This is a genomic window from Pannonibacter sp. Q-1 (assembly GCF_054073275.1).
Genome location: NZ_JBSXNB010000005.1, coordinates 342950 through 362788, shown reverse-complemented (window position 1 = coordinate 362788; position 19839 = coordinate 342950). Strand labels below are relative to the sequence as shown.

The window sequence follows — 19839 nt, the reverse complement described above, 5'->3', positions numbered from 1 at the left end:
GGATTCATGGCCGCACCCACAGGCTCACCGCACCGTGATCGCGCATCTGCACGCCATGCGGGAATTGCGTCACTCTGCCTTCCAAACATGCATCCGCATATGGGGTATGCGACGAACGTTAAAAAGATGCAACGCAAGGACAATCAAGCAGCCGGAAGCGCCTGTTCAGCTATGTGCAAAAATATCCTGTTCTTCCCAGCCAAGCAGATCAAGCCTTGCACGGGTGGGCAGGAACTCAAAACAGGCCTGCGCAAAACCGGTGCGCTCTTCACGCTCCAGCATCATCTGCAGCTGGGCGCGCAGCGCATGAAGGTGCAGCACGTCGGAAGCCGCATAGGCAAGCTGCGCATCCGTCAGCGTTTCAGCCGCCCAGTCCGAGCTCTGCTGCTGCTTCGACAGGTCCACACCCACCAGCTCACGGGTGATGTCCTTCAGGCCGTGCCGGTCCGTGTAGGTGCGCACCAGCTTGGAGGCAATCTTGGTGCACCAGACCGGCGACACGGTGATGCCGAGATACTGGTAGAGTACCGCCAGATCGAAGCGGGCGAAGTGGAAAATCTTCACCTTGGCCGGATCGGTGAAGAGGCGAGCGAGATTCGGCGCCGAATTCTGGCCCCGGGCGATCTGCACCACATCCGCCGTGCCATCGCCGGGCGACAGCTGCACCACGCAGAGCCGGTCGCGGTGCGGGTTGAGACCCAGGGTTTCCGTGTCCACAGCCACGGCCTCCACACCCTCGTAGTGGGACAGATCGGGCAGGTCGTTCTTGTGGTAACGGATGGTCATCGGCGGAAATCCTGAAGTTGCGTCGGGTTCTTTCAGCACATTCCCCGGCACCGGGCAAGATCCGGCGCAGTCATGAAGGAGGCCTGAAAGCGAAAAAGGCCCGCTTTCGCGGACCTTTTCGATCTGGACCTTGGTAGTGATCCAGAAATTTGGTGCCCAGGAGAGGACTCGAACCTCCACGCCTTGTGAGCGCTAGTACCTGAAACTAGTGCGTCTACCAATTCCGCCACCTGGGCTGTGAGGAGGGCTTTTAGGGGTGCTCTGAGGGCTTGTCAATCGTCCTTTTGAGAGAAAAATGCATTTGCACACATGCCGCCTTCACAGGCGGGGAGCAAAGGGCTAAGAACCCAAGGTGCGCCGCCATCCGGGCGGCCCATTGCTTCAAGTGACGCGACAAGGAGCCGGCCGCTATGCATTCGGCGCTCAATGGAAAACTCGTTACCGTCTTCGGTGCTTCCGGCTTTCTCGGCCGCCATGTGGTGCTTGCACTGGCACGCCGCGGCTACCGGATTCGCGCAGCTGTGCGCCGTCCGGATCTGGCCGAGCACCTGCAGCCGCTGGGCGGCGTTGGCCAGATCATGCCGGTTCAGGCGAACCTGCGTTACCGCTGGTCTGTGGACCGCGCCGTCGAGGGGGCGGATGCGGTCGTCAATCTGGTGGGGATTCTCTATCAGTCCGGCCGCCAGAGCTTTGATGCCGTGCAGGGCTTCGGACCGCGCGCCATTGCGGAAGCCGCCCGCGCTGCAGGCCTGAACGGCATCGTCCACGTCTCGGCCATCGGCGCTGACGCAGCATCCCCCGCCGCCTATGCCCGTTCCAAGGCCGCCGGCGAGGCTGGTGTCCTGGAGACGCTGCCGGACAGCGTCATCCTGCGCCCGTCCATCGTGTTCGGCCCGGAAGATGATTTCTTCAACCGCTTCGCCGCCATGGCGCGCATGTCCCCGGTCCTGCCGCTCGTCGGCGGCGGGGTCACGAAGTTCCAGCCGGTCTACGTCGGTGATGTTGCCGCCGCGGTTGCCAAGGCTGTGGACGGCGGCTGCAAGCCGGGCACCGTCTACGAACTGGGCGGCCCGGAAGTGAAGAGCTTCAAGGAATGCCTTGAGCTGATGCTGGAGATCACCCGCCGCAAGCGCCTGCTGCTGCCGCTGCCCTTTGGTGCGGCCGAAATGCAGGCCCGGGTGCTGCAGCTGCTGCCCAAGCCGCTGCTGACGGTGGACCAGGTGAAGATGCTGCGTGTGGACAACGTGGTTTCGGCAGCTGCCGAAGCCGAAGGCCGCACTCTGGCCGGGCTCGGCATCAACCCGTCCTCGCTCGCTGCCATCCTGCCGTCCTACCTGACCCGCTTCCGCGAGCACGGGCAGTATGATGCCCACCGCGTGGCCTGAAGGGCCACGCAGAGAAAGGGTTTCTGGGTGGCCTGAAGGGCCACGCAGAGAAAGGGATTCTGAGTGGCCTGAAGGGCCACGGAACACGGTTGAATTTGCAGGGGCGTCATTTGGCGCCCCTCATTTTTTGCCCCCATCGTCATCCCGGCTCGCGCTTCGCTCCGTCCGGTATGACGATCGAGAGGGGCGATTCTCTGGGGGCGTCATTTGACGCCCCTGTTCTTTTGGGTGCTCGCGCCCTTTTTCCGCCTCGGCTCCAGCCAGTGGCCCGATGGCGTCAGCCCGACGTCCTTGAGCAGCCTCTCATCCAGATGCGCGATGTTGCGGCGGCGTATGCGGCGCAGGCGCTCCTCATGGAGCCAGTCTCTGAACTGTGCCAGAATGCCCGCCAGATACGGCAGGAACCCTGATGCTGCGGATGCCTTGCGGTCTGAAGTTTCGTTTCCATGCATCGTCCTGTCTCCTCTCACGCGCCCGCTCAAGTCCCTTCTTGCCGGGCCAGTGAAAGCAAGGATGCCAGCCCAAACCTGACAGCTGCGAGTCAGGTTTGATCCTGTTATGTTCTCATTCTGATTCTTTTTTGTTACCTGAAAACCGGCAGGCCGACATGAACCCGATCGAACGTGCCCTTGGCATCCTGCTGCTGCTTGGCAGCGGCAAGCTGGTGACGGCCACCGCCCTGTCGGAGCGGTTCCAGGTGTCGCTGCGCACCATATACCGGGATGTGGACCGGCTCATTGCGCTTGGCGTGCCGGTGGAGGCAGAGCGCGGGGCGGAGGGCGGTTACCGCCTTGCCAAGGGCTATATCCAGCCGCCCGTCGCCCTGACGCGCCGCGAGACGGCGGCGCTGCTGATCGTGCTGTCGGTGGCGCGCGGCCTGCGCACCACGCCGCTGGCGGCTGATCTTGAAACGGCGGAGCGCAAGCTCATCGCTTCCCTGCCCCGCCCGGCGCAGGAGCTGCTGACAAACGGCGAGCGAATCGTCGGGGTCGAGCCGCTGCCGCCGGACATTTTCCATGATTCGCCCTCGATCGAGCCCAATGCAGGCTGGCAGGAAGCGCTGGACCGGTTCATGGAAGGGCTGCTGGAAGGCCGCCGCGTGCGCTTCGAGCATCATAACCCCAGCCGGAAGGAACCGCGCGCCCATGAGGTGGAGCCGCTAGGCGTCATCTTCGACCGGGATCTTTGGTATCTGGCAGGCCGCTCCGTCGAGGCGGATGACCTCAGGATCTACCGGGCCGACCGCATCTTCAACATGGAGGTCAGCGGCCTGCGCTTCCGTCCGCCGAAGGAATTTTCGGTGCAGGCCCTGCTGAATGGTGCCTGGCTGTCCCGCGCCATGCGGCGCTGGCAGTCGGAAGACCCGTCCGGCATCATTCTGGTGAGTGATGAGCAGGCCCGCACGCTGGCACGGGACTGGTACTACCGGCATGCGGTATTTTCACCGGCGGGAAACGGCAAGGTGCGAATCACCCTGACGGACACAACGCAGGCCCGGCTGTTCCCGCTGCTGCGCTGGCTGGGCCCGGGCGCCGAGCTCATCGAGCCCAGCGCCCTCCGGCCTCTCTTCGCGGCGGAACTCGCCGCGATGTCCGCGGCCCATCAGGGATGAGCGGCGGCTTCCTCCCAGAAGCTGTTTGCCTGGCTGCCCTGGCAAGACTCAGGCGCCACACGGGCTTGTCAGCAACCACCCTCGGCGCGAATCAGCATTGCCACCGCGTGAATGCGGTTCTTGGCGCGCATGCGGCGCACGGCGGCAGCAATGTGGGTCTTCACGGTGGCGACACTGATGTCGAGGCGGTGCGCGATCTGCTTGTTGATCAGACCATCGGCCAGCATGCGCATCACGTCCTTCTGGCGCTCGGTGAGCAGGGCAACCCGCTCCTGCGATACCGTCAGTCCGGCAACAGGCTTCGGCATCACCGGATGCAGTTCGACCGGATGGTGCCAGCTCTCCACGACTTGATCCAGCATGTGCGCTCCCTTTCGTTGCAGGCCCGTCCGGCGGCGCCTCCCGGGCAGCCACCTCCTCCCGGGCCTGTGTGATGCAAGGACCATAGCCATTTGGCGGGCCTTCTGCGATATGCAAAAGTGTGTCATGTTAAACTGTAAAATCTTCGCAATTTGAGAAACCGATGGCCAGAAAGCTTTTTGCCGGACATGTGCTGCGCAAGCTGCGCGAACGGGCAGGTCTCACGCAGGTGGCCTTTGCCAGCCGGCTGGATCTGTCGCCCTCCTATGTGAACCAGCTGGAGAGCAACATCCGCCCGGTCTCCGCCTCGGTGCTGATCGCCGTCAGCCGTGAGTTCGGTGCCGACCTCGCCAGTTTCGAGGCGAGCGACCTTGACCGGCTGGTGGCCGACCTTGGCGAGGCGCTGGCGGACACCCGCTTTCATGACGGCAGCGTCGGATTGCAGGACCTGAAGAGCGTTGCCACCCACACGCCGGACTTCGCCCGCGCCTTTCTGGATCTCTACGGCACCCTCAGGCGCATGAGTGAGCAGCAGGCCTCGCTGGACGATGCCATTGACGCCCATGGGGAGACCAGCGGCCGTGCCCCGCGCATGACCCCGCCCTATGATCAGGTGCGCGACCATTTCCACTACATCGACAACTATGTCGATGCGCTGGATGTGAGCGCCGAGGAACTGGCCAGCAAACTGAGCCTTGCCTGGACGCCGGACCGTTTCGGCCGGCTCAGTGCCTGGCTGCGGGACACCCACGGCGTGCGGGTGGACGTCACCGAACGGCAGGCGGCAGATGGCGCCATCGTCGCCTTTGATGCCCGCGCAAGGCTCGTGACGCTGGACCGGGGCCTGCCGCGCCCGGCCATGGAATTCCAGCTGGGCTGTATCGTTGCGGACCTGACGGCGGAGAAGCTCATTTCCAGTCATGTGGAAAAGGCCGGTTTCTCCACGCTGGCGGCACGGGAGATCTGCCGCCTCGCCTTGCGCAACTATTTCGCGGGCGCCCTGCTTCTGCCTTACGGCGCCTTCCTGTCCCTCGCCAAATCCTACCGGCATGACCTCGACCGGCTGATGGTAACGACGGGGGCAAGCCTTGAGCAGATCTGCCACCGGCTCTCCAGCCTGCAGCGAACGGGGGAAAAGGGTGTGCCCTTCTATTTCCTGAAGGTGGACCGGGCGGGCAATGTCATCAAACGGCACAGCGCCACCCGCTTCCAGTTCGCCCGCTACGGCGGCTCCTGCCCCGTGTGGAACGTGCATGAGGCCTTTGAGCTGAACGAGGGCCGCGTCTCGGCGCAGGTGGGCGAGATGCCGGACGGCACGCAGTATCTCTGCCTGGCCCGCAGCATTTCCAAGCCCGCCACCCGCTTCGGCGAGCGCGAGCGGCGCTATGCCCTTGGCCTTGGCTGCGAGCTGAAATATGCGGACATGCTGGTCTATGGCGATGAACTGGGCCTGACGGACCGGGTAAACCCGGCCCGCATCGGCATCAACTGCCGCATCTGCCCCCGCGCCAGCTGCCCGGAACGGGCCTTCCCCGCCCTCGACAAGGAAATCCAGGTGGAACGCGACTCCCGCGGCATCGTGCCGTTTTCGCTGCGGTGAAGCGGGAGAAGAGGTGAAAGGCCGGTACTGTGGAGCACACACTGGCAGCAGGCACCGAGTCACCCCGGCCAAGCGGAGCGCGAGCCGGGGTCTACTCGTTTGCAGAGAGCTTCCGTTGTCTCAAGCCGCAGTGCAGAGCGAACTTAAGTTAGCCCCTGCGCCGCGCTTCAGTTTCACCGCTCTGGAAGCGAGTGGCCCCCGGATCTCCGCTCCGCTGCGTCCGGGGCGACGCCGAGTCTGTGGCGGGGCAATTCCGTCTCATCCCCCCTGAAACCGCTTCCCCTCACGCCTCTCCCGTCTCGTGGGCGAAGTACTTCATGTGGCCGGCGCGGATGCGTTCCAGTTGCTGGCGGATGCGGGCAAGGTGGCTGCGCATCTGGGCAACCGCCGCATCGGCGTCGCGCTGGCGGATGGCCTCCAGCACCCGGCAATGATCGTCAAAGGCATCCTGCGAGGCGAAGGCCAGCGACAGGAAGCGCACCCGGTCCATATGCGCCTTGTTCTCGCGGATCATTTCCCAGGCATGGGCGTGACCGGAGCGTTCGCAGATCTCCTTGTGGAAGAGATCGTCCAGCGCATGAAAATCCAGCGGCCGCTGGCCTGTGACGGCTTCGCGCTGCTGCTCGATGATATCCACCAGCGCCTGATGATCTGCCTCCGTCAGCTGGGCACAGGCCACGCGCACGGTTTCCGCCTCGATGGCGGTGCGGATGAACTGCGCCTGAAACACGGCACGCTCGGAAATCACCGACACGGATGTGGCCCGCTGCGGCCGGATGTGCAGGAAGCCGAGCTTGGACAGACGGTAGAAGGCATCGCGCACGGGCTGGCGCGAAACCCCCATCGCCCTGGCTACGTCGATCTCCGAAATCTTGGCGCCGGGCGGCAGTTCCAGCGACAGGATCTGCCGGTGGAGCTGCTCGAAAACCGCATCGGCGACGAGCGGCCGCCCGACAGGTTCCAGCGCTTGCAGGTGTAGCGAATCCGGCATTTTTTCCTCCCATTGACTCCTTTTGGATACTAGCATATTAGCTGAAATACGCGAAGAAAAGAGCCGTTCTCCGGCTTAAGTCATCATTCGGGAGGAGAGCAAGCGTGGCGCTGCTGGATTCTGACAGATTGTTCCCCGTTGAACCCGGCGTTCGCAGCATTGCGCGCGGCCTTTACGAAGGCGTGAAGGATCTGCCGATCATCAGCCCGCATGGTCATACGGACCCGCGCTGGTTTGCAGAAAACAATCCCTTCCCGGACCCGGCCCAGCTCTTCGTCACCCCGGATCACTACGTCTTCCGCATGCTCTGCTCGCAGGGCATCAAGCTGGAGAGCCTCGGCGTGCCGCGCGCCGACGGCGGCTGGACGGAGACCGATGGCCGCAAGATCTGGCGCATCTTTGCCTCCAATTATCACCTGTTCCGTGCCACTCCGTCGCGCATGTGGCTGGATCACGCTTTCCAGGACGTGTTCGGCGTGACCAAGCGCCTGTCTGCGGAAACCGCAGACGAGACCTATGATCACATCGCCGATTGCCTGCAGCGTCCCGAGTTCCGCCCCCGCGCCCTGTTCGAGCGTTTCGGCATCGAGGTGATCGCCACCACGGAAGGCGCCCTGGACGATCTGAAGTGGCACCGCATGATCCGCGAAAGCGGCTGGAAGGGGCGTGTCGTCACCGCCTACCGCCCGGATCAGGCCGTTGACCCGGAATATGCCGGCTTCACCGAAACCGTCGAGAAGCTGGGCGAATTGTGCGGCACCGATGCCACGACGTGGTCCGGTTATCTGGAAGCCCACCGCATCCGCCGCGCCTATTTCAAGGAGCAGGGCGGCGCCACCTCGAGTGATCATGGCCATGCCACGGCCCGCACCGAGAATCTGAGCGAAGCTGAGGCGGCTCATCTTTTCGACAAGGCGCTGCGCGGCGCATGCACTGCGGAGGAGGCAGATGCATTCCGTGGCCAGATGCTGACCGAGATGGCCCGCATGAGCATTGACGACGGCCTCGTCATGCAGATCCACTGCGGCAGCTCGCGCAACCATTCCGGCCCGGTGCTGAACACCTTTGGCCGCGACAAGGGCTTCGATATCCCGAGCCGCACCGACTATGTGCGCTCGCTCAAGCCGCTGCTGGATGCAGTCGGCATGCGGGACGATGTATCCATCATCGCCTTCACGCTCGATGAAACCACCTACTCGCGCGAGCTTGCACCGCTCGCCGGCGTTTACCCGGCCCTGAAGCTGGGGCCCGCCTGGTGGTTCTTCGACAGCCCGGAAGGGATGATGCGCTACCGTCAGCAGGTTACGGAAACTGCGGGCTTCTATAACACCGTCGGCTTCAACGACGACACCCGTGCTTTCTGTTCCATCCCCGCCCGCCACGATGTGGCCCGGCGCGTGGATTGCGCTTACCTCGCCCATCTGGTCGCCACAGGGCGGCTGGACCAGGACGAGGCGGGTGAGGTCGCCTATGACGTCACCTACAGGCTTGCCAAGCAAGCCTACCGGCTCTGAGGAGGGCCGTTCACTTGGGAGGAGAACCAAATGACATTCATGAAGATTGCGAAAGCCACACTGCTGGCAAGTGTAATGATGACCGGGGCTGCAACGGCCTGCGAGGTAACGCTCCGGTCATCTGATACCCACCCGGACGGCTATCCGACCGTCGAGGCCGTCAAGGCCATGGGCAAGATGCTCGAGGAGCGCACCGGCGGCAAACTCTGCATCGAAGTGTTCCACTCGGCTCAGCTCGGCCAGGAAAAGGACACCATCGAGCAGACGAAGTTCGGCGTCATCGACATGAACCGCGTCTCGATGGGCCCCTTCAACAACCTCGTTGAAGAAACCAAGGTTGTCTCGCTGCCCTATATCTTCCGTTCGGTTGATCACATGCACAAGGTGATGGATGGCCCGATCGGCGAGGAAATCCTTACCGCCTTTGAACCGCATGGCTATGTCGGCCTCGCCTTCTACGACGGCGGTTCGCGCAGTTTCTACAATGCCAAGAAGCCGATCGAAACCATCGACGACCTGAAGGGCATGAAGGTCCGCGTCATGCAGTCGGACATCTTCGTCGACATGATGTCCGCCCTCGGCGCCAATGCCACCCCGATGCCCTATGGCGAGGTCTATTCCTCGATCCAGACCGGCGTCATCGACGGGGCAGAAAACAACTGGCCGTCCTATGAATCCTCCGGCCACTTCGAGGTCGCAGGCTACTACACGCTGGATGAGCACCTGATCGTTCCGGAAGTGCTGGTGATGTCCAAGGCATCCTGGGACAAGCTCAGCGCCGAAGACCAGGCCGCCGTCCGCCAGGCCGCCAAGGACTCCGTGCCGATGATGCGCGAGATGTGGCAGGCCCGTGAAAAGGCCTCGGAGGACAAGGTGCGCGCTGCCGGTGCCACGGTCGTCACGGACATCGACAAGCAGCCCTTCATCGACGCGATGAAGCCGGTCTACGAGAAGCACGTGACGTCCGACAAGCTGAAGGATCTCGTTGCCCGCATTCAGGCAACCGAGTGATGTGAAGCCCAAACCCGTGCCGCGCCCTGCGGCACGGGCCTTCTTTTGCGTGGAGACGTCAGGTGCAGGACACCATGAAATCAATCGCGCAGGCTTTGGGCCTCATCGCTCGCCTCGCTCTCTGGCTGGCTGGCGCCGGTCTCGTCCTGATGACCGCCATTATCTCGGCTCAGGTTTTTTTCCGTTACGTTCTGAACGACAGCCTCATCTGGAGTGAACCGCTCGCGGTCATCCTCATGGGCTGGTTCATCTTCTTCGGCGCCGCAGTCGGCATCCGGGAAGGCTATCACCTCAGCTTCGACGTGCTGCTCTACGTCATTCCGGTGAAAGCCAAACTGGCTCTCTACACCGTGTCGGATTCCCTCGTCGCCCTCTTCGGGGCAGGCATGTTCTGGTACGGGCTGCAGCTTGCCCTGTCTGCCTGGAACGTGAAGCTGCCGTCCATCGGCATCTCCGGTGCCTATGATTTCGCCCCGCTGATCGGCGGCGGCATTCTCGTCTTCCTGTTCTCGCTGGAGCGCATCGCCCGCCGGGCCGCAGGCCTGCCAACCGCCCGCTTCGGCGAAACCGACATGCAGGAGGCATGAGATGGAACTCTGGATTCTGTTCGGCTCCTTTGCCGTCCTGCTGCTCATCGGCACGCCGGTGGCCTTCTGCCTCGGCATCTCGTCGCTGCTGACGGTGCTCTATCTCGGCATGCCGCCGGTCATCGTGTTTCAGCGGCTGAATTCGGGTGTTTCCGTTTTCGCGCTGATGGCCATTCCCTTCTTCATCTTCGCCGGCGAACTGATGGTGCGCGGTGACATTGCCCGCCGTCTCGTGGCTCTTGCGGGGGCCGCTGTCGGGCATCTTCGCGGCGGCCTTGGCCAGGTGAACATCACCGCGTCCGTCATGTTCGGCGGGATCTCCGGCTCCGCAGCGGCCGATGCTTCGGCCATCGGCGGGCTGATGATCCCGCAGATGAAGGAGCGCGGCTACGGCGTCGACTATGCGGTCAATGTGACGGTGGTGTCCTCGATCATCGCCCTGATGATCCCGCCTTCGCACAACATGATCATCTATTCGATCTCGGCAGGCGGGCGTATCTCCATCGCCGATCTGTTCACGGCAGGCATCATCCCCGGCTTCCTTCTGGCACTCAGCCTGATGATGGCCGCCTGGTGGGTGGCGCGCAGCCGCGGCTATCCCACCGAAGCCTTCCCCGGCTGGCAGGCGCTTGGCTGGCTCTTCGCCAATGCCATTCCCGGCCTGCTGCTCATCGGCATCATCTTCTTCGGCGTGCGCTCGGGCGTCTTCACCGCCTCCGAAAGCTCGTGCATCGCTGCGGTCTATGCGCTGGTGGTGACGGTTCTGGCCTACCGGACCATGACCTGGGAAAATTTCACCGCCTCCACTTTCGCGGCGGTGCGCACCACGGCCATGGTGCTGCTGGTCATCGGCTGCGCGGCCTCCTTCGGCTGGCTGATGGCCTTCCTGAAGGTACCGGCGGAAATGGTCGCACTGCTGCGCGGCGTCTCCGACAATCCCATCATCATCCTGCTGCTGATCAACGTCGCCCTGCTGTTCCTCGGCACCTTCATGGACATGTCGCCGCTGATCGTCATCACCACGCCAATCTTCCTCCCCGTGGCCACCGCCTTTGGTGTCGATCCGGTGCATTTCGGCGTGATCCTGATCCTCAACCTCGGCATCGGCCTGTGCACCCCGCCCGTGGGCGCCGTGCTCTTCGTCGGCTGTGCCGTGGGGCGGATCTCCGTCTGGGATGCCATCAAGACCATCTGGCCCTTCTACGGGGCGGCCATGGCCGTGCTGATGCTGGTCACCTATGTGCCGGCATTCTCGCTCTGGCTCCCTTCACTCTTCCATTGAGGCTGACTGTCCCATGCTGAAGACCTATCCCGCTGTCCCTGCAGATCCTGGCGTCACCCGCCAGGTTCTGTCCGAAAGCCCGGAACTCATGGTCGTTGCCTTCCGCTTCGGCCACGAGGGGGCCGAGGGCAAGCTGCACAACCACCCGCACATCCAGTCCACTTATGTGGAAAGCGGCCGTTTTCTGTTTCAGGTGGACGGCAAGGAGACCGAGGTGGGGCCGGGCGACAGTTTCGTCATCCCCTCCATGGCCATCCATGGCTGCCGCTGCCTTGAGCCCGGCACCCTGATCGACACCTTCACGCCCCGCCGTGACGATTTTCTCTGAGTTTGAAGTTAAGGAAGGATCCGTTCCATGCTGACCGTCGAAACCCGCCACGCCATTGATCCGCAGACCGCAAAGCGGATGGACACGGAAGAGCTGCGCAAGCATTTCCACATGGGCAGCCTGTTTGCTGCCGGAGAGATCCGCCTCGTCTACACCCACTATGACCGCATGATCGTCGGCGCCGCCGTGCCCTCGGGCGCGCCGCTGGTGCTGGATCAGGTCAAGGAATGCGGCACCGCCAGCATCCTCGACCGCCGCGAGATGGCCGTCGTCAATGTCGGCGCCAGCGGCAAGGTCTCTGCAGCAGGCGAAACCTACGCCATGGAGCGCGGCGACGTGCTCTATCTGCCGCTGGGCTCGGGCAAGGTGACCTTCGAAGGCGAAGGCCGCTTCTACATTCTCTCCGCTCCGGCCCACGCTGCCTATCCGGCCCGCCTGATCCGCATCGGCGAAGCCGAGAAGGTCAAGCTCGGCTCGGCCGAGACCTCCAACGACCGCACCATCTACCAGTTCGTGCATCCGGCGGTGATGACTTCCTGCCAGCTCGTCGTCGGCTACACCCAGCTGCACAACGGCTCTGTCTGGAACACCATGCCCGCCCACGTGCATGACCGCCGCATGGAAGCCTACCTCTATTTCGACATGAAGCCGGAGCAGCGCGTGTTCCACTTCATGGGCGAGCCGCAGGAGACCCGCCATCTGGTGATGAAGAACGAGGATGCGGTGGTCTCCCCGCCCTGGTCCATCCACTGCGGCGCAGGCACCGGCAGCTATACCTTCATCTGGGCCATGGCCGGCGACAACGTCGACTACAAGGACGTGGAAATGGTCGCCATGGAGGATCTGCGGTGAACCCCTTCTCGCTTGAGGGCAAGACCGCCCTTGTGACCGGTGCCAATACGGGCATCGGTCAGGCCATCGCCATGGCGCTTGGCCGCGCCGGGGCGGACGTCATCTGCGCGGGACGCTCGTCCTGTGCGGAGACCGTTGGCCTCATTGCTGGCAGCAAGGGCAAGGCGCGCGAACTGGTGCTCGACTTCGCCGACCCGATGGCCGCCCGTGACGTGTTCTCTGCCGAACCGGTGGACATTCTCGTCAACAACGCGGGCATCATCCGGCGCGCCGATGCGGTGGATTTCACCGAGGCCGACTGGGATGAGGTGATGGACGTGAACCTGAAGGCCGTGTTCTTCACCTGCCAGGCCTTCGGCAAGGCCGTTCTTGGCCGTGGAGGAAATGGCAAGATCGTCAACATTGCCTCGCTCCTGTCATTCCAGGGTGGTATCCGGGTGCCGTCCTACACGGCCTCGAAGCATGGTGTTGCAGGCATCACCAAGCTTCTGGCCAACGAATGGGCGGCGAAGGGCATCAATGTGAATGCCATCGCCCCCGGTTACATCGAAACGAACAATACCGAAGCACTGCGGGCGGACCCGGTGCGCAACAAGGCCATCCTTGAGCGCATCCCTGCCGGCCGCTGGGGCCAGGCCTCGGACATCGGCGAAGCCGCCGTGTTCCTTGCCTCTCCGGCTGCCAATTACATCCATGGTGCAGTGCTGAATGTTGACGGAGGCTGGCTTGCCCGCTGATCTGGAAATCGAACGTGTCGTGAATGCCAAGGTGGGCATCGTCCACCTGGGGCTTGGTGCCTTCTACCGAGCCCATGGTGCCATTTTCATCGAGGAAGCCGTTGCCCGCTCCGGCGGCAACTGGGCCATCACCGGCGTTTCGCTGCAGAGCCCGGCGACGCGCGACCGCATGGCACCGCGCAATTTCGAATACACCGCCGTGGAGCTGGGCCCCGACGGGGAAACCCGCCGCGACGTGCGCATCATCCGTGATGTGCTGGTGGCCCCGGAAAGCCCGGATGCCGTGCTTGCCGCCATGGCCAGCCCCGATGTGAAGATCGTCACGCTGACGGTCACCGAGAAGGGCTATTGCCACGAGCCGAGCACCGGCCGCCTGAACCAGTCCCATCCGGACATCCAGAAGGATCTGGTCAACGCCCTGCCCGTCTCCGCGCCGGGCTATCTGGTGCGTGCCCTGCAGCGCCGCTTTGCCGCTGGCCTTGCCCCCTTCACCGTCATGACCTGCGATAACCTGCCCCACAACGGCAAGGTGGTGCGCGGCGTCGTGCTGGATCTCGCCCGCCTCATCGACCCGGCCCTTGCGGACTGGATCGAGCGCGAAGGCCGCTTCCCCTCCACCATGGTGGACCGCATCGTCCCGGCGACCAAACCGGAAGACATCGAGCGCCTGTCCGCCGTCACCGGCCGCAATGAAGACGGCCTCGTGGTGCATGAGCCGTTCCGCCAGTGGGTGGTCGAGGATGACTTCGTGGGCGGCGAGCGCCCGGATCTCGGTGCCGTCGGCGTCGAGCTGGTGTCCGATGTTGCCGTCTACGAGCACATGAAGCTGCGCATGCTGAACGGTGCGCATTCCTCGCTCGCCTATCTCGGTTACCTCTCGGGCCACAAGACGATCGCCAACACCATGGCCGATGAGGCTCTGGCCGGTTTCGTCACCCGCCTGTGGAGCGAGGAGATCATCCCCGCGCTCACCCCACCGCCGGGCGTGGATCTCGCCGGCTATGCAGCAGCCCTCAAGGCCCGCTTTGCCAACACCGGCATCCGCCACCTCACCTGGCAGATCGCCATGGACGGCAGCCAGAAACTGCCGCAGCGCATTCTCTCCACCTTGGGCGAGAACCTGAAGGCCGGCCGCAACAGCCCGCGCCTGATGCTCGCGGTGGCCGCATGGATGCGCTATGTGGGTGGTGTGGACGAGACGGGTGTGCCGATCGAGGTGAAGGACCCGCTGGCCGCACGCCTGCGTGAGCTCTTCGACAGCGCCGCAACGGCGGAAGGCAAGGCCGCAGCCCTTCTGGGCGTGCGCGAGATCTTTGATCCCGCCCTTGCCAGCCAGCTGCAGGCCCCGGTGGCAGAGGCCCTTGGCCTGCTGCTGAGCCAGGGTGCCCGCAAGACCTTGCAGTCCCTGTAACCGAGGCAAGCCATGAGCCAGCTGATCGTTCTTCATCCCGACGACAATGTGGGTATCGTGAAGGAGCGCCTTGCCGCAGGCAGCGATCCTCTCGGGCTGGGTGTGCCACTCGCCACACCCCTCACTCCGGGCCACAAGGTGGCCCTGACCGCTATCCCCACAGGAGCGGAAATCCTCAAGTTCGGCCAGATCATCGGCCGGGCCAGCAAGGGCATTGCCGCCGGGGAGCACGTGCACACCCACAACTGCGCCTTCGGGGACCACGATCAGCAGTATCAGACCGGTGCCGATCTGGAGCGGGCGAAGGCTGCCGTGCCCTCGCCCGCCCCGCGCACCTTCGACGGCTATGTTCGCAAGGACGGCCGGGTTGGCACCCGCAACTTCATCGCCCTGTGTGCCACGGTAAACTGCTCTGCCACCGTGATCCGCCGGGCAGCCTTCGAGCTTGAAAACTCCGGCGTGCTCGAAGACTATCCGAATGTGGATGGCATCGTCGCCTTTGCCCATGGCACCGGCTGCGGCATGGCCTCGGAAGGGCGCGGCTTTGACATCCTGCAGCGCGTGCTGTGGGGCCACGCCACCCATCCCAACGTGGGGGCGGCTGTCTTTGTCGGCCTCGGCTGCGAGGTGATGCAGATCGCCCGCATGAAGCACACCTTCGGGGCGGAAGGGGCCGGCCATTTCCACGGCCTGACCATTCAGGACACCGGCGGCACCCGTGCCACCATCGCGGCCATCAAGGCCAAGGTGCTGGAGATCCTGCCCGAGGTGAACAAGGCACAGCGCCAGCCCTGCCCTGTCTCGGCCCTGCGCATCGGCTTGCAGTGCGGCGGCTCGGACGGCCTGTCCGGCATCACCGCCAACCCTGCGCTTGGCAAGGCATCGGACATGATCGTCGGCCTTGGCGGCACGGTGATCCTGTCGGAAACGCCGGAAATCTACGGTGCCGAACAGCTGCTGCTGCGCCGCGCCGCCACCCAGAAGGTGGCAGACGATCTCATCGGCTGCATCCGCTGGTGGGAGCATTACACCGGGATGAACGACGGCAGCATGGACAACAACCCGAGCCCCGGCAACAAGGCGGGCGGGCTGACGACCATTCTGGAAAAGTCGCTGGGCGCCGTTGCAAAGGCTGGCTCCACGCCGCTGACCGCCTTCTACGACTATGCCGCACAGGTGACCGAGCCCGGCCTCGTGTTCATGGACACCCCCGGCTATGACCCTGTCTCGGCAACGGGGCAGATTGCGGGCGGTGCGCAGCTGGTGGTCTTCACCACGGGCCGCGGCTCTGCCTTCGGCTCGAAGCCCGCACCCACCATCAAGGTGGCCACAAATGACATCCTGTTCAATGCCATGCCGGAAGACATGGACCTGAACACCGGTGACGTGCTGTCGAAAGGCATCAGCCTGGAAGCCAAGGGCGAGGAAATCCTCGGCATGATCCTTGCGGTTGCCTCGGGCCAGAAGTCGAAGTCCGAAGCCCTCGGCCTCGGCGACAACGAGTTCGTGCCCTGGCAGGTTGGTGCCGTGATGTAATACCAACTCTCGATGAGCCTGACTTATCGAGAGTTGGTCAAGCCCGTGCGGCGCTTGAGCATTTTCAAGGCGTGATGCGTCAGCATCGAAAGCCTTGGTACAATGAAAAAGGCATGGCGCTGGCGCCATGCCTTCAGATTGCTGACAAACCTTCGGCCTCTCCATCGTCATCCTCGGCCTTGTGCCGAGGATCTAACCAAATCAATGGCTTGCAGATGGTCGGGACAAGCCCGACCATGACGAAAGAGGAGAGCTCTTGCTTTGTCAACGACCTCAAGGCATGGCGCTGGCGCCATGCCTTGGCAGATCCTTGCAGACTGAAAACAATACCCGGCAGAGCAGGCTCGCCGGGTATTTTCTTTCATTCGTCCATCTTCAGAGCCTTGATGAAGGCTTCCTGCGGGATCTCGACCTTGCCGAACTGACGCATCCGCTTCTTGCCTTCCTTCTGCTTCTCCAGAAGCTTGCGCTTGCGGGTGGCGTCGCCGCCGTAGCACTTGGCGGTCACGTCCTTGCGCAGGGCGGCGAGGGTTTCGCGGGCGATCACCCGGGCGCCGATGGCAGCCTGGATCGGGATCTTGAACATGTGCCGCGGGATCAGATCCTTCAGCTTCTCGCACATGGCACGGCCACGGCGCTCGGCCTGGGAGCGGTGGATCAGCATCGACAAGGCGTCGACCGGCTCCTCGTTGACTAGGATCGACATCTTGACGAGGTCGCCCTCGCGGTAATCCGACAAGGAATAGTCGAAGGAGGCATAGCCCTTTGAGATGGACTTGAGGCGGTCGTAGAAGTCGAAGACGACTTCGTTCAGCGGCAGGTCATAGGTGACCATGGCACGCGAGCCGACATAGGCCAGATCCACCTGCACGCCGCGCCGCTCCTGGCACAGCTTCAGGATGGAGCCGAGATATTCATCCGGCGTCATGATGTTGGCGCGGATCCACGGCTCGCGGATCTCCTGGATCTTCACCACATCCGGCATGTCCGCCGGGTTGTGCAGCTCCATCTCCGAGCCGTCGGTCAGCGTCATCTGGTAGACCACCGAAGGCGCCGTGGCGATGAGGTCGAGGTCGAACTCGCGCGACAGGCGCTCCTGGATGATTTCCAGATGCAGGAGGCCGAGGAAGCCGCAGCGGAAGCCGAAGCCCAGTGCCGCAGAGGTTTCCATCTCGAAGGAGAAGCTGGCATCGTTGAGGCGCAGCTTGCCGACGGCAGCGCGCAGATCCTCAAAGTCTCCCGCATCCACCGGGAAGAGGCCGCAGAACACCACCGGCTGCGCCGGCTTGAAGCCCGGCAGCGCCTCGGCGCAGGGCTTGCGCTCGTCGGTGATCGTGTCACCCACGCGGGTGTCGGCCACTTCCTTGATGGAACCGGTCAGAACGCCGATCTCGCCGGGGCCGATCTGGTCCACCTGCAGGAACTTCGGCGTCATCACGCCGACGCGGTCCACTTCATAGGACGCATTCGTGCCCATCATGCGGATGCGCTGGCCGCGCTTCAGCGTGCCGTCGATGATGCGCACCAGCACCATCACGCCCAGATAGGGATCGTACCAGCTGTCCACCAGCATGGCCTTGAGCGGCCCGTCCCTGTCGCCCTTCGGCGCCGGCAGACGGGTGACGATGGCTTCCAGCACATCCTCGATGCCAAGGCCTGTCTTGGCGGAGATCATCACGGCATCGGTGGCATCGATGCCGATCACTTCCTCGATCTGTTCCTTCACCCGGTCCGGCTCGGCGGCGGGCAGGTCGATCTTGTTGAGGACGGTGACGATCTCGTGGTTGTTGTCGATGGCCTGATAGACGTTGGCCAGCGTCTGGGCTTCCACGCCCTGGCTGGCATCGACCACCAGCAGCGAGCCCTCGCAGGCCGCCAGCGAGCGCGAGACCTCATAGGCGAAGTCCACGTGGCCCGGCGTGTCGATCAGGTTCAGGATATATTGCTGCCCGTCCTTGGCATTGTAGACGAGGCGCACGGTCTGCGCCTTGATCGTGATGCCGCGTTCCCGCTCGATGTCCATCGAGTCAAGAACCTGATCGGTCATCTCCCGGTCCGTCAGCGTGCCCGTCATCTGGATGAGACGGTCCGCAAGCGTGGACTTGCCGTGGTCGATATGGGCCACGATGGAGAAGTTGCGAATATTGGAAATGGGCTGGCTCGTCATGGTTGCCCGTTTACCACTCCCTTTGGCTTCCGCAAAGGGGATTGCAGCGGTTGACGCATGGGTTTCCGGCGTATTTTTTAACCCTGATGCGAAGACTTGACTCAAATCCCGGGCCGGGGCGGCAAATCGCGGCGCAGGATGGTGCCGAACCGGGCTGCTTCGTCTGCAATTTCGAGGGCAAAGTCGAGCAGCATTTCCTGCTCGAGTGATTTGCGCGACTGCACCACCAGCGCAATGTCACGGGTCAGCGGCTCGAAGTCGGCGGGGCGGATTTCGACGAGACGCCCCGCTGCCAGCGACGCCTCGACGGCCGAGCGGACAAAGAAGCCGATCCCCTCGCCCGCCTCCACCAGATAGCGCCCCGGCTCGGTTGGAAGCTCCACACAGGAGGGAGCGGCGAGGGTCAGCGACGTCATCCGCGCCGGTGCGATCTGCCACCAGCGCAGATTGAGGAAGCGCGGCGCAAGGCGCAGGGCCTCCTGCATATCCGGTGCCTCGCCGATCCGCTCCGCCACGGCAGGGGCCGCCACCAGCGGCAGATCCTCGCGCAGCACGAACAGCGGCTCCACATGGGTCAGCAGCGGATCGATGTTGGGCCAGCACATGACGGCCAGATCCACCTCACGCTCATGCAGCATGGTGGCCACATGTGTGTGGCGGCCATCGCGCACAATCACATCCACCCCGGCATGACGGCGCTGGAACCGCAGCAGCGCGCGGCTGACCAGCGGCATGATCATGGTGCTGAGCGTACCGATGGCGACACGTCCGCGCTCGGCGCGCTTGAGAGCCTCACGCGCCTCCTGCATCACGCCCAGCATGCGCCGGCAGTAGGGCAGGAAGCTGATGCCCACATCCGTCAGGCGCACATTGCGCCCGCGCAGGAACAATGACCCGCCCACCGCATCTTCCAGCGCCTTGATGCGCATGGAAACGGTCGCCTGCGTGACATTGAGCCGGGCAGCGGCGCGGGTGAAGCTGCCGTCACGCACCACACGGTCGAAAGTGCGCAGCTGATCGAAGTCCATCGATTGAGTTTTCTTATGGATCGGATAATTTCTTTTGCATTCAGAGGGTATAGAAAGCAGAAATCTAATGCAATCCGGAACCTGAACCATGCTTCTGCGCCCCGCCACCCACGACGACCTGCCCGCCCTTCTCGACATCCATAACACCGCCGTGCGGGAGCTCCGGGCTATCTGGACCGACCGGCTTGAAACGCTGGAGGACCGCAAGAAATGGCTGGAGGGCCGTCAGGCCGCAGGCCTGCCGGTGATCGTCGCCGTTGATGAGGATGGCGGGTTTCTGGGCTACGCCAGCTACGGCCCCTTCCGTGCCAAGGAGGGCTACAACCTGACCATGGAGCACTCGATCTATGTCAGCAAGGCGGCGCAGGGCAAAGGCACCGGCAAGGCGCTTCTGGCAGAGCTGATCGAGCGGGCCAAGGCCGCCGGGCTGCATACGCTGGTGGGCGCGGTGGATGCGGATAATGCCGCCTCCCTCGCCCTGCACGCCCGGTTCGGCTTCACCGAAACAGGCCGCCTGCCGCAGGTCGGCTTCAAGTTCGGCCAGTGGATGGACCTGATCTTTGTCGTCAAGGTGCTGTCAGACACCGCCGCCCCGCCGGCCGGCTCTGCAATCTGATACCCACTCCCGGTGAGGCAGCCTCACCGGGATCTT

Annotated in this window: 19 protein-coding genes and 1 tRNA gene; 13 read left to right on the top strand and 7 right to left on the bottom strand. The window is 63.7% G+C overall.

The genetic code is table 11. The annotated features are described in order from the left end of the window. Positions 1 to 165: 165 nt before the first annotated feature. On the bottom strand, positions 166 to 786 hold the full coding sequence (locus ACVNHC_RS16595; RefSeq protein WP_457168119.1) for a ribonuclease D: 621 nt from the start codon (positions 784 to 786) through the stop codon (positions 166 to 168). A gap of 150 nt (positions 787 to 936) precedes the next feature. Continuing rightward, positions 937 to 1022 (bottom strand) — tRNA-Leu (locus ACVNHC_RS16590). 174 nt (positions 1023 to 1196) lie between these two features. Between ACVNHC_RS16590 and ACVNHC_RS16585 the strand changes: the two genes are divergently transcribed. Beyond that, complete coding sequence (locus tag ACVNHC_RS16585) at positions 1197 to 2171, top strand: complex I NDUFA9 subunit family protein (protein WP_123193440.1); 975 nt, start codon at positions 1197 to 1199, stop codon at positions 2169 to 2171. A gap of 203 nt (positions 2172 to 2374) precedes the next feature. On the opposite strand, the gene ACVNHC_RS16580 is transcribed toward ACVNHC_RS16585, so the two are convergent. Continuing rightward, on the bottom strand, positions 2375 to 2653 hold the full coding sequence (locus tag ACVNHC_RS16580; protein ID WP_163001182.1) for a DUF1127 domain-containing protein: 279 nt from the start codon (positions 2651 to 2653) through the stop codon (positions 2375 to 2377). Between the two features lie 125 nt (positions 2654 to 2778). Between ACVNHC_RS16580 and ACVNHC_RS16575 the strand changes: the two genes are divergently transcribed. Then, positions 2779 to 3783 (top strand): helix-turn-helix transcriptional regulator, encoded by a 1005-nt coding sequence (locus tag ACVNHC_RS16575; RefSeq protein ID WP_163001181.1) that lies wholly within the window; start codon positions 2779 to 2781, stop codon positions 3781 to 3783. Between the two features lie 68 nt (positions 3784 to 3851). On the opposite strand, the gene ACVNHC_RS16570 is transcribed toward ACVNHC_RS16575, so the two are convergent. Continuing rightward, positions 3852 to 4145 (bottom strand): response regulator transcription factor, encoded by a 294-nt coding sequence (locus ACVNHC_RS16570; RefSeq protein WP_019963598.1) that lies wholly within the window; start codon positions 4143 to 4145, stop codon positions 3852 to 3854. A 161-nt stretch (positions 4146 to 4306) separates the two neighbouring features. Between ACVNHC_RS16570 and ACVNHC_RS16565 the strand changes: the two genes are divergently transcribed. Further along, positions 4307 to 5743 carry a helix-turn-helix domain-containing protein gene (locus ACVNHC_RS16565; RefSeq protein WP_123193437.1) on the top strand — a complete coding sequence of 479 codons (1437 nt, stop codon included), beginning with the start codon at positions 4307 to 4309 and terminating at the stop codon, positions 5741 to 5743. A gap of 283 nt (positions 5744 to 6026) precedes the next feature. Here ACVNHC_RS16565 and ACVNHC_RS16560 read toward each other — a convergent pair whose 3' ends face one another. Next, positions 6027 to 6734 (bottom strand): GntR family transcriptional regulator, encoded by a 708-nt coding sequence (locus ACVNHC_RS16560; protein ID WP_058898161.1) that lies wholly within the window; start codon positions 6732 to 6734, stop codon positions 6027 to 6029. 104 nt (positions 6735 to 6838) lie between these two features. Between ACVNHC_RS16560 and uxaC the strand changes: the two genes are divergently transcribed. From uxaC to ACVNHC_RS16515, 9 genes are all read left to right on the top strand, one after another. After that, positions 6839 to 8248 (top strand): glucuronate isomerase, encoded by a 1410-nt coding sequence (uxaC, locus tag ACVNHC_RS16555; RefSeq protein ID WP_457168115.1) that lies wholly within the window; start codon positions 6839 to 6841, stop codon positions 8246 to 8248. Between the two features lie 30 nt (positions 8249 to 8278). Continuing rightward, complete coding sequence (locus ACVNHC_RS16550) at positions 8279 to 9259, top strand: TRAP transporter substrate-binding protein (protein ID WP_122519123.1); 981 nt, start codon at positions 8279 to 8281, stop codon at positions 9257 to 9259. A gap of 74 nt (positions 9260 to 9333) precedes the next feature. Further along, the gene (locus tag ACVNHC_RS16545; protein ID WP_457168113.1) at positions 9334 to 9846 is read left to right on the top strand and encodes a TRAP transporter small permease; all 513 of its coding nucleotides are present in this window, start codon (positions 9334 to 9336) and stop codon (positions 9844 to 9846) included. 1 nt (position 9847) lies between these two features. Then, complete coding sequence (locus tag ACVNHC_RS16540) at positions 9848 to 11128, top strand: TRAP transporter large permease (RefSeq protein WP_122519122.1); 1281 nt, start codon at positions 9848 to 9850, stop codon at positions 11126 to 11128. 13 nt (positions 11129 to 11141) lie between these two features. Next, a complete protein-coding gene (locus ACVNHC_RS16535; RefSeq protein WP_019963605.1) occupies positions 11142 to 11456 on the top strand; it encodes a cupin domain-containing protein in 315 nt (104 codons plus the stop codon). Positions 11457 to 11483: 27 nt separating this feature from the next. Further along, positions 11484 to 12308, top strand: coding sequence for a 5-dehydro-4-deoxy-D-glucuronate isomerase (gene kduI, locus ACVNHC_RS16530; protein ID WP_050474338.1), 825 nt, complete (start codon positions 11484 to 11486; stop codon positions 12306 to 12308). Then, entirely contained in the window at positions 12305 to 13045 is a 741-nt protein-coding gene (kduD, locus tag ACVNHC_RS16525; protein WP_019963607.1) for a 2-dehydro-3-deoxy-D-gluconate 5-dehydrogenase KduD, read from the top strand. The genes kduI and kduD overlap by 4 nt, the downstream gene beginning before the upstream one ends. Further along, positions 13035 to 14456, top strand: coding sequence for a mannitol dehydrogenase family protein (locus ACVNHC_RS16520; RefSeq protein WP_457168109.1), 1422 nt, complete (start codon positions 13035 to 13037; stop codon positions 14454 to 14456). The genes kduD and ACVNHC_RS16520 overlap by 11 nt, the downstream gene beginning before the upstream one ends. 12 nt (positions 14457 to 14468) lie before the next feature. Beyond that, a complete protein-coding gene (locus tag ACVNHC_RS16515; RefSeq protein WP_457168107.1) occupies positions 14469 to 15992 on the top strand; it encodes a UxaA family hydrolase in 1524 nt (507 codons plus the stop codon). Between the two features lie 361 nt (positions 15993 to 16353). On the opposite strand, the gene lepA is transcribed toward ACVNHC_RS16515, so the two are convergent. Both lepA and ACVNHC_RS16505 read right to left on the bottom strand, forming a co-directional pair. After that, entirely contained in the window at positions 16354 to 18159 is a 1806-nt protein-coding gene (gene lepA, locus ACVNHC_RS16510) for a translation elongation factor 4 (protein WP_122519118.1), read from the bottom strand. Between the two features lie 101 nt (positions 18160 to 18260). Next, the gene (locus ACVNHC_RS16505; RefSeq protein WP_050474333.1) at positions 18261 to 19187 is read right to left on the bottom strand and encodes a LysR family transcriptional regulator; all 927 of its coding nucleotides are present in this window, start codon (positions 19185 to 19187) and stop codon (positions 18261 to 18263) included. Between the two features lie 88 nt (positions 19188 to 19275). On the opposite strand from ACVNHC_RS16505, the gene ACVNHC_RS16500 reads away from it, so the two are divergent. Beyond that, on the top strand, positions 19276 to 19803 hold the full coding sequence (locus ACVNHC_RS16500; RefSeq protein ID WP_050474332.1) for a GNAT family N-acetyltransferase: 528 nt from the start codon (positions 19276 to 19278) through the stop codon (positions 19801 to 19803). Positions 19804 to 19839 lie beyond the last annotated feature (36 nt).

Bases quoted from the DNA above. Each gene is read 5' to 3' on its own strand.
- ACVNHC_RS16595 (WP_457168119.1), bottom strand. From the start codon at position 786: ATGACCATCCGTTACCACAAGAACGACCTGCCCGATCTGTCCCACTAC.
- ACVNHC_RS16585 (WP_123193440.1), top strand. From the start codon at position 1,197: ATGCATTCGGCGCTCAATGGAAAACTCGTTACCGTCTTCGGTGCTTCC.
- ACVNHC_RS16575 (WP_163001181.1), top strand. From the start codon at position 2,779: ATGAACCCGATCGAACGTGCCCTTGGCATCCTGCTGCTGCTTGGCAGC.
- ACVNHC_RS16570 (WP_019963598.1), bottom strand. From the start codon at position 4,145: ATGCTGGATCAAGTCGTGGAGAGCTGGCACCATCCGGTCGAACTGCAT.
- ACVNHC_RS16565 (WP_123193437.1), top strand. From the start codon at position 4,307: ATGGCCAGAAAGCTTTTTGCCGGACATGTGCTGCGCAAGCTGCGCGAA.
- ACVNHC_RS16560 (WP_058898161.1), bottom strand. From the start codon at position 6,734: ATGCCGGATTCGCTACACCTGCAAGCGCTGGAACCTGTCGGGCGGCCG.
- ACVNHC_RS16550 (WP_122519123.1), top strand. From the start codon at position 8,279: ATGACATTCATGAAGATTGCGAAAGCCACACTGCTGGCAAGTGTAATG.
- ACVNHC_RS16545 (WP_457168113.1), top strand. From the start codon at position 9,334: ATGAAATCAATCGCGCAGGCTTTGGGCCTCATCGCTCGCCTCGCTCTC.
- ACVNHC_RS16540 (WP_122519122.1), top strand. From the start codon at position 9,848: ATGGAACTCTGGATTCTGTTCGGCTCCTTTGCCGTCCTGCTGCTCATC.
- ACVNHC_RS16535 (WP_019963605.1), top strand. From the start codon at position 11,142: ATGCTGAAGACCTATCCCGCTGTCCCTGCAGATCCTGGCGTCACCCGC.
- kduI (WP_050474338.1), top strand. From the start codon at position 11,484: ATGCTGACCGTCGAAACCCGCCACGCCATTGATCCGCAGACCGCAAAG.
- ACVNHC_RS16515 (WP_457168107.1), top strand. From the start codon at position 14,469: ATGAGCCAGCTGATCGTTCTTCATCCCGACGACAATGTGGGTATCGTG.
- lepA (WP_122519118.1), bottom strand. From the start codon at position 18,159: ATGACGAGCCAGCCCATTTCCAATATTCGCAACTTCTCCATCGTGGCC.
- ACVNHC_RS16505 (WP_050474333.1), bottom strand. From the start codon at position 19,187: ATGGACTTCGATCAGCTGCGCACTTTCGACCGTGTGGTGCGTGACGGC.
- ACVNHC_RS16500 (WP_050474332.1), top strand. From the start codon at position 19,276: ATGCTTCTGCGCCCCGCCACCCACGACGACCTGCCCGCCCTTCTCGAC.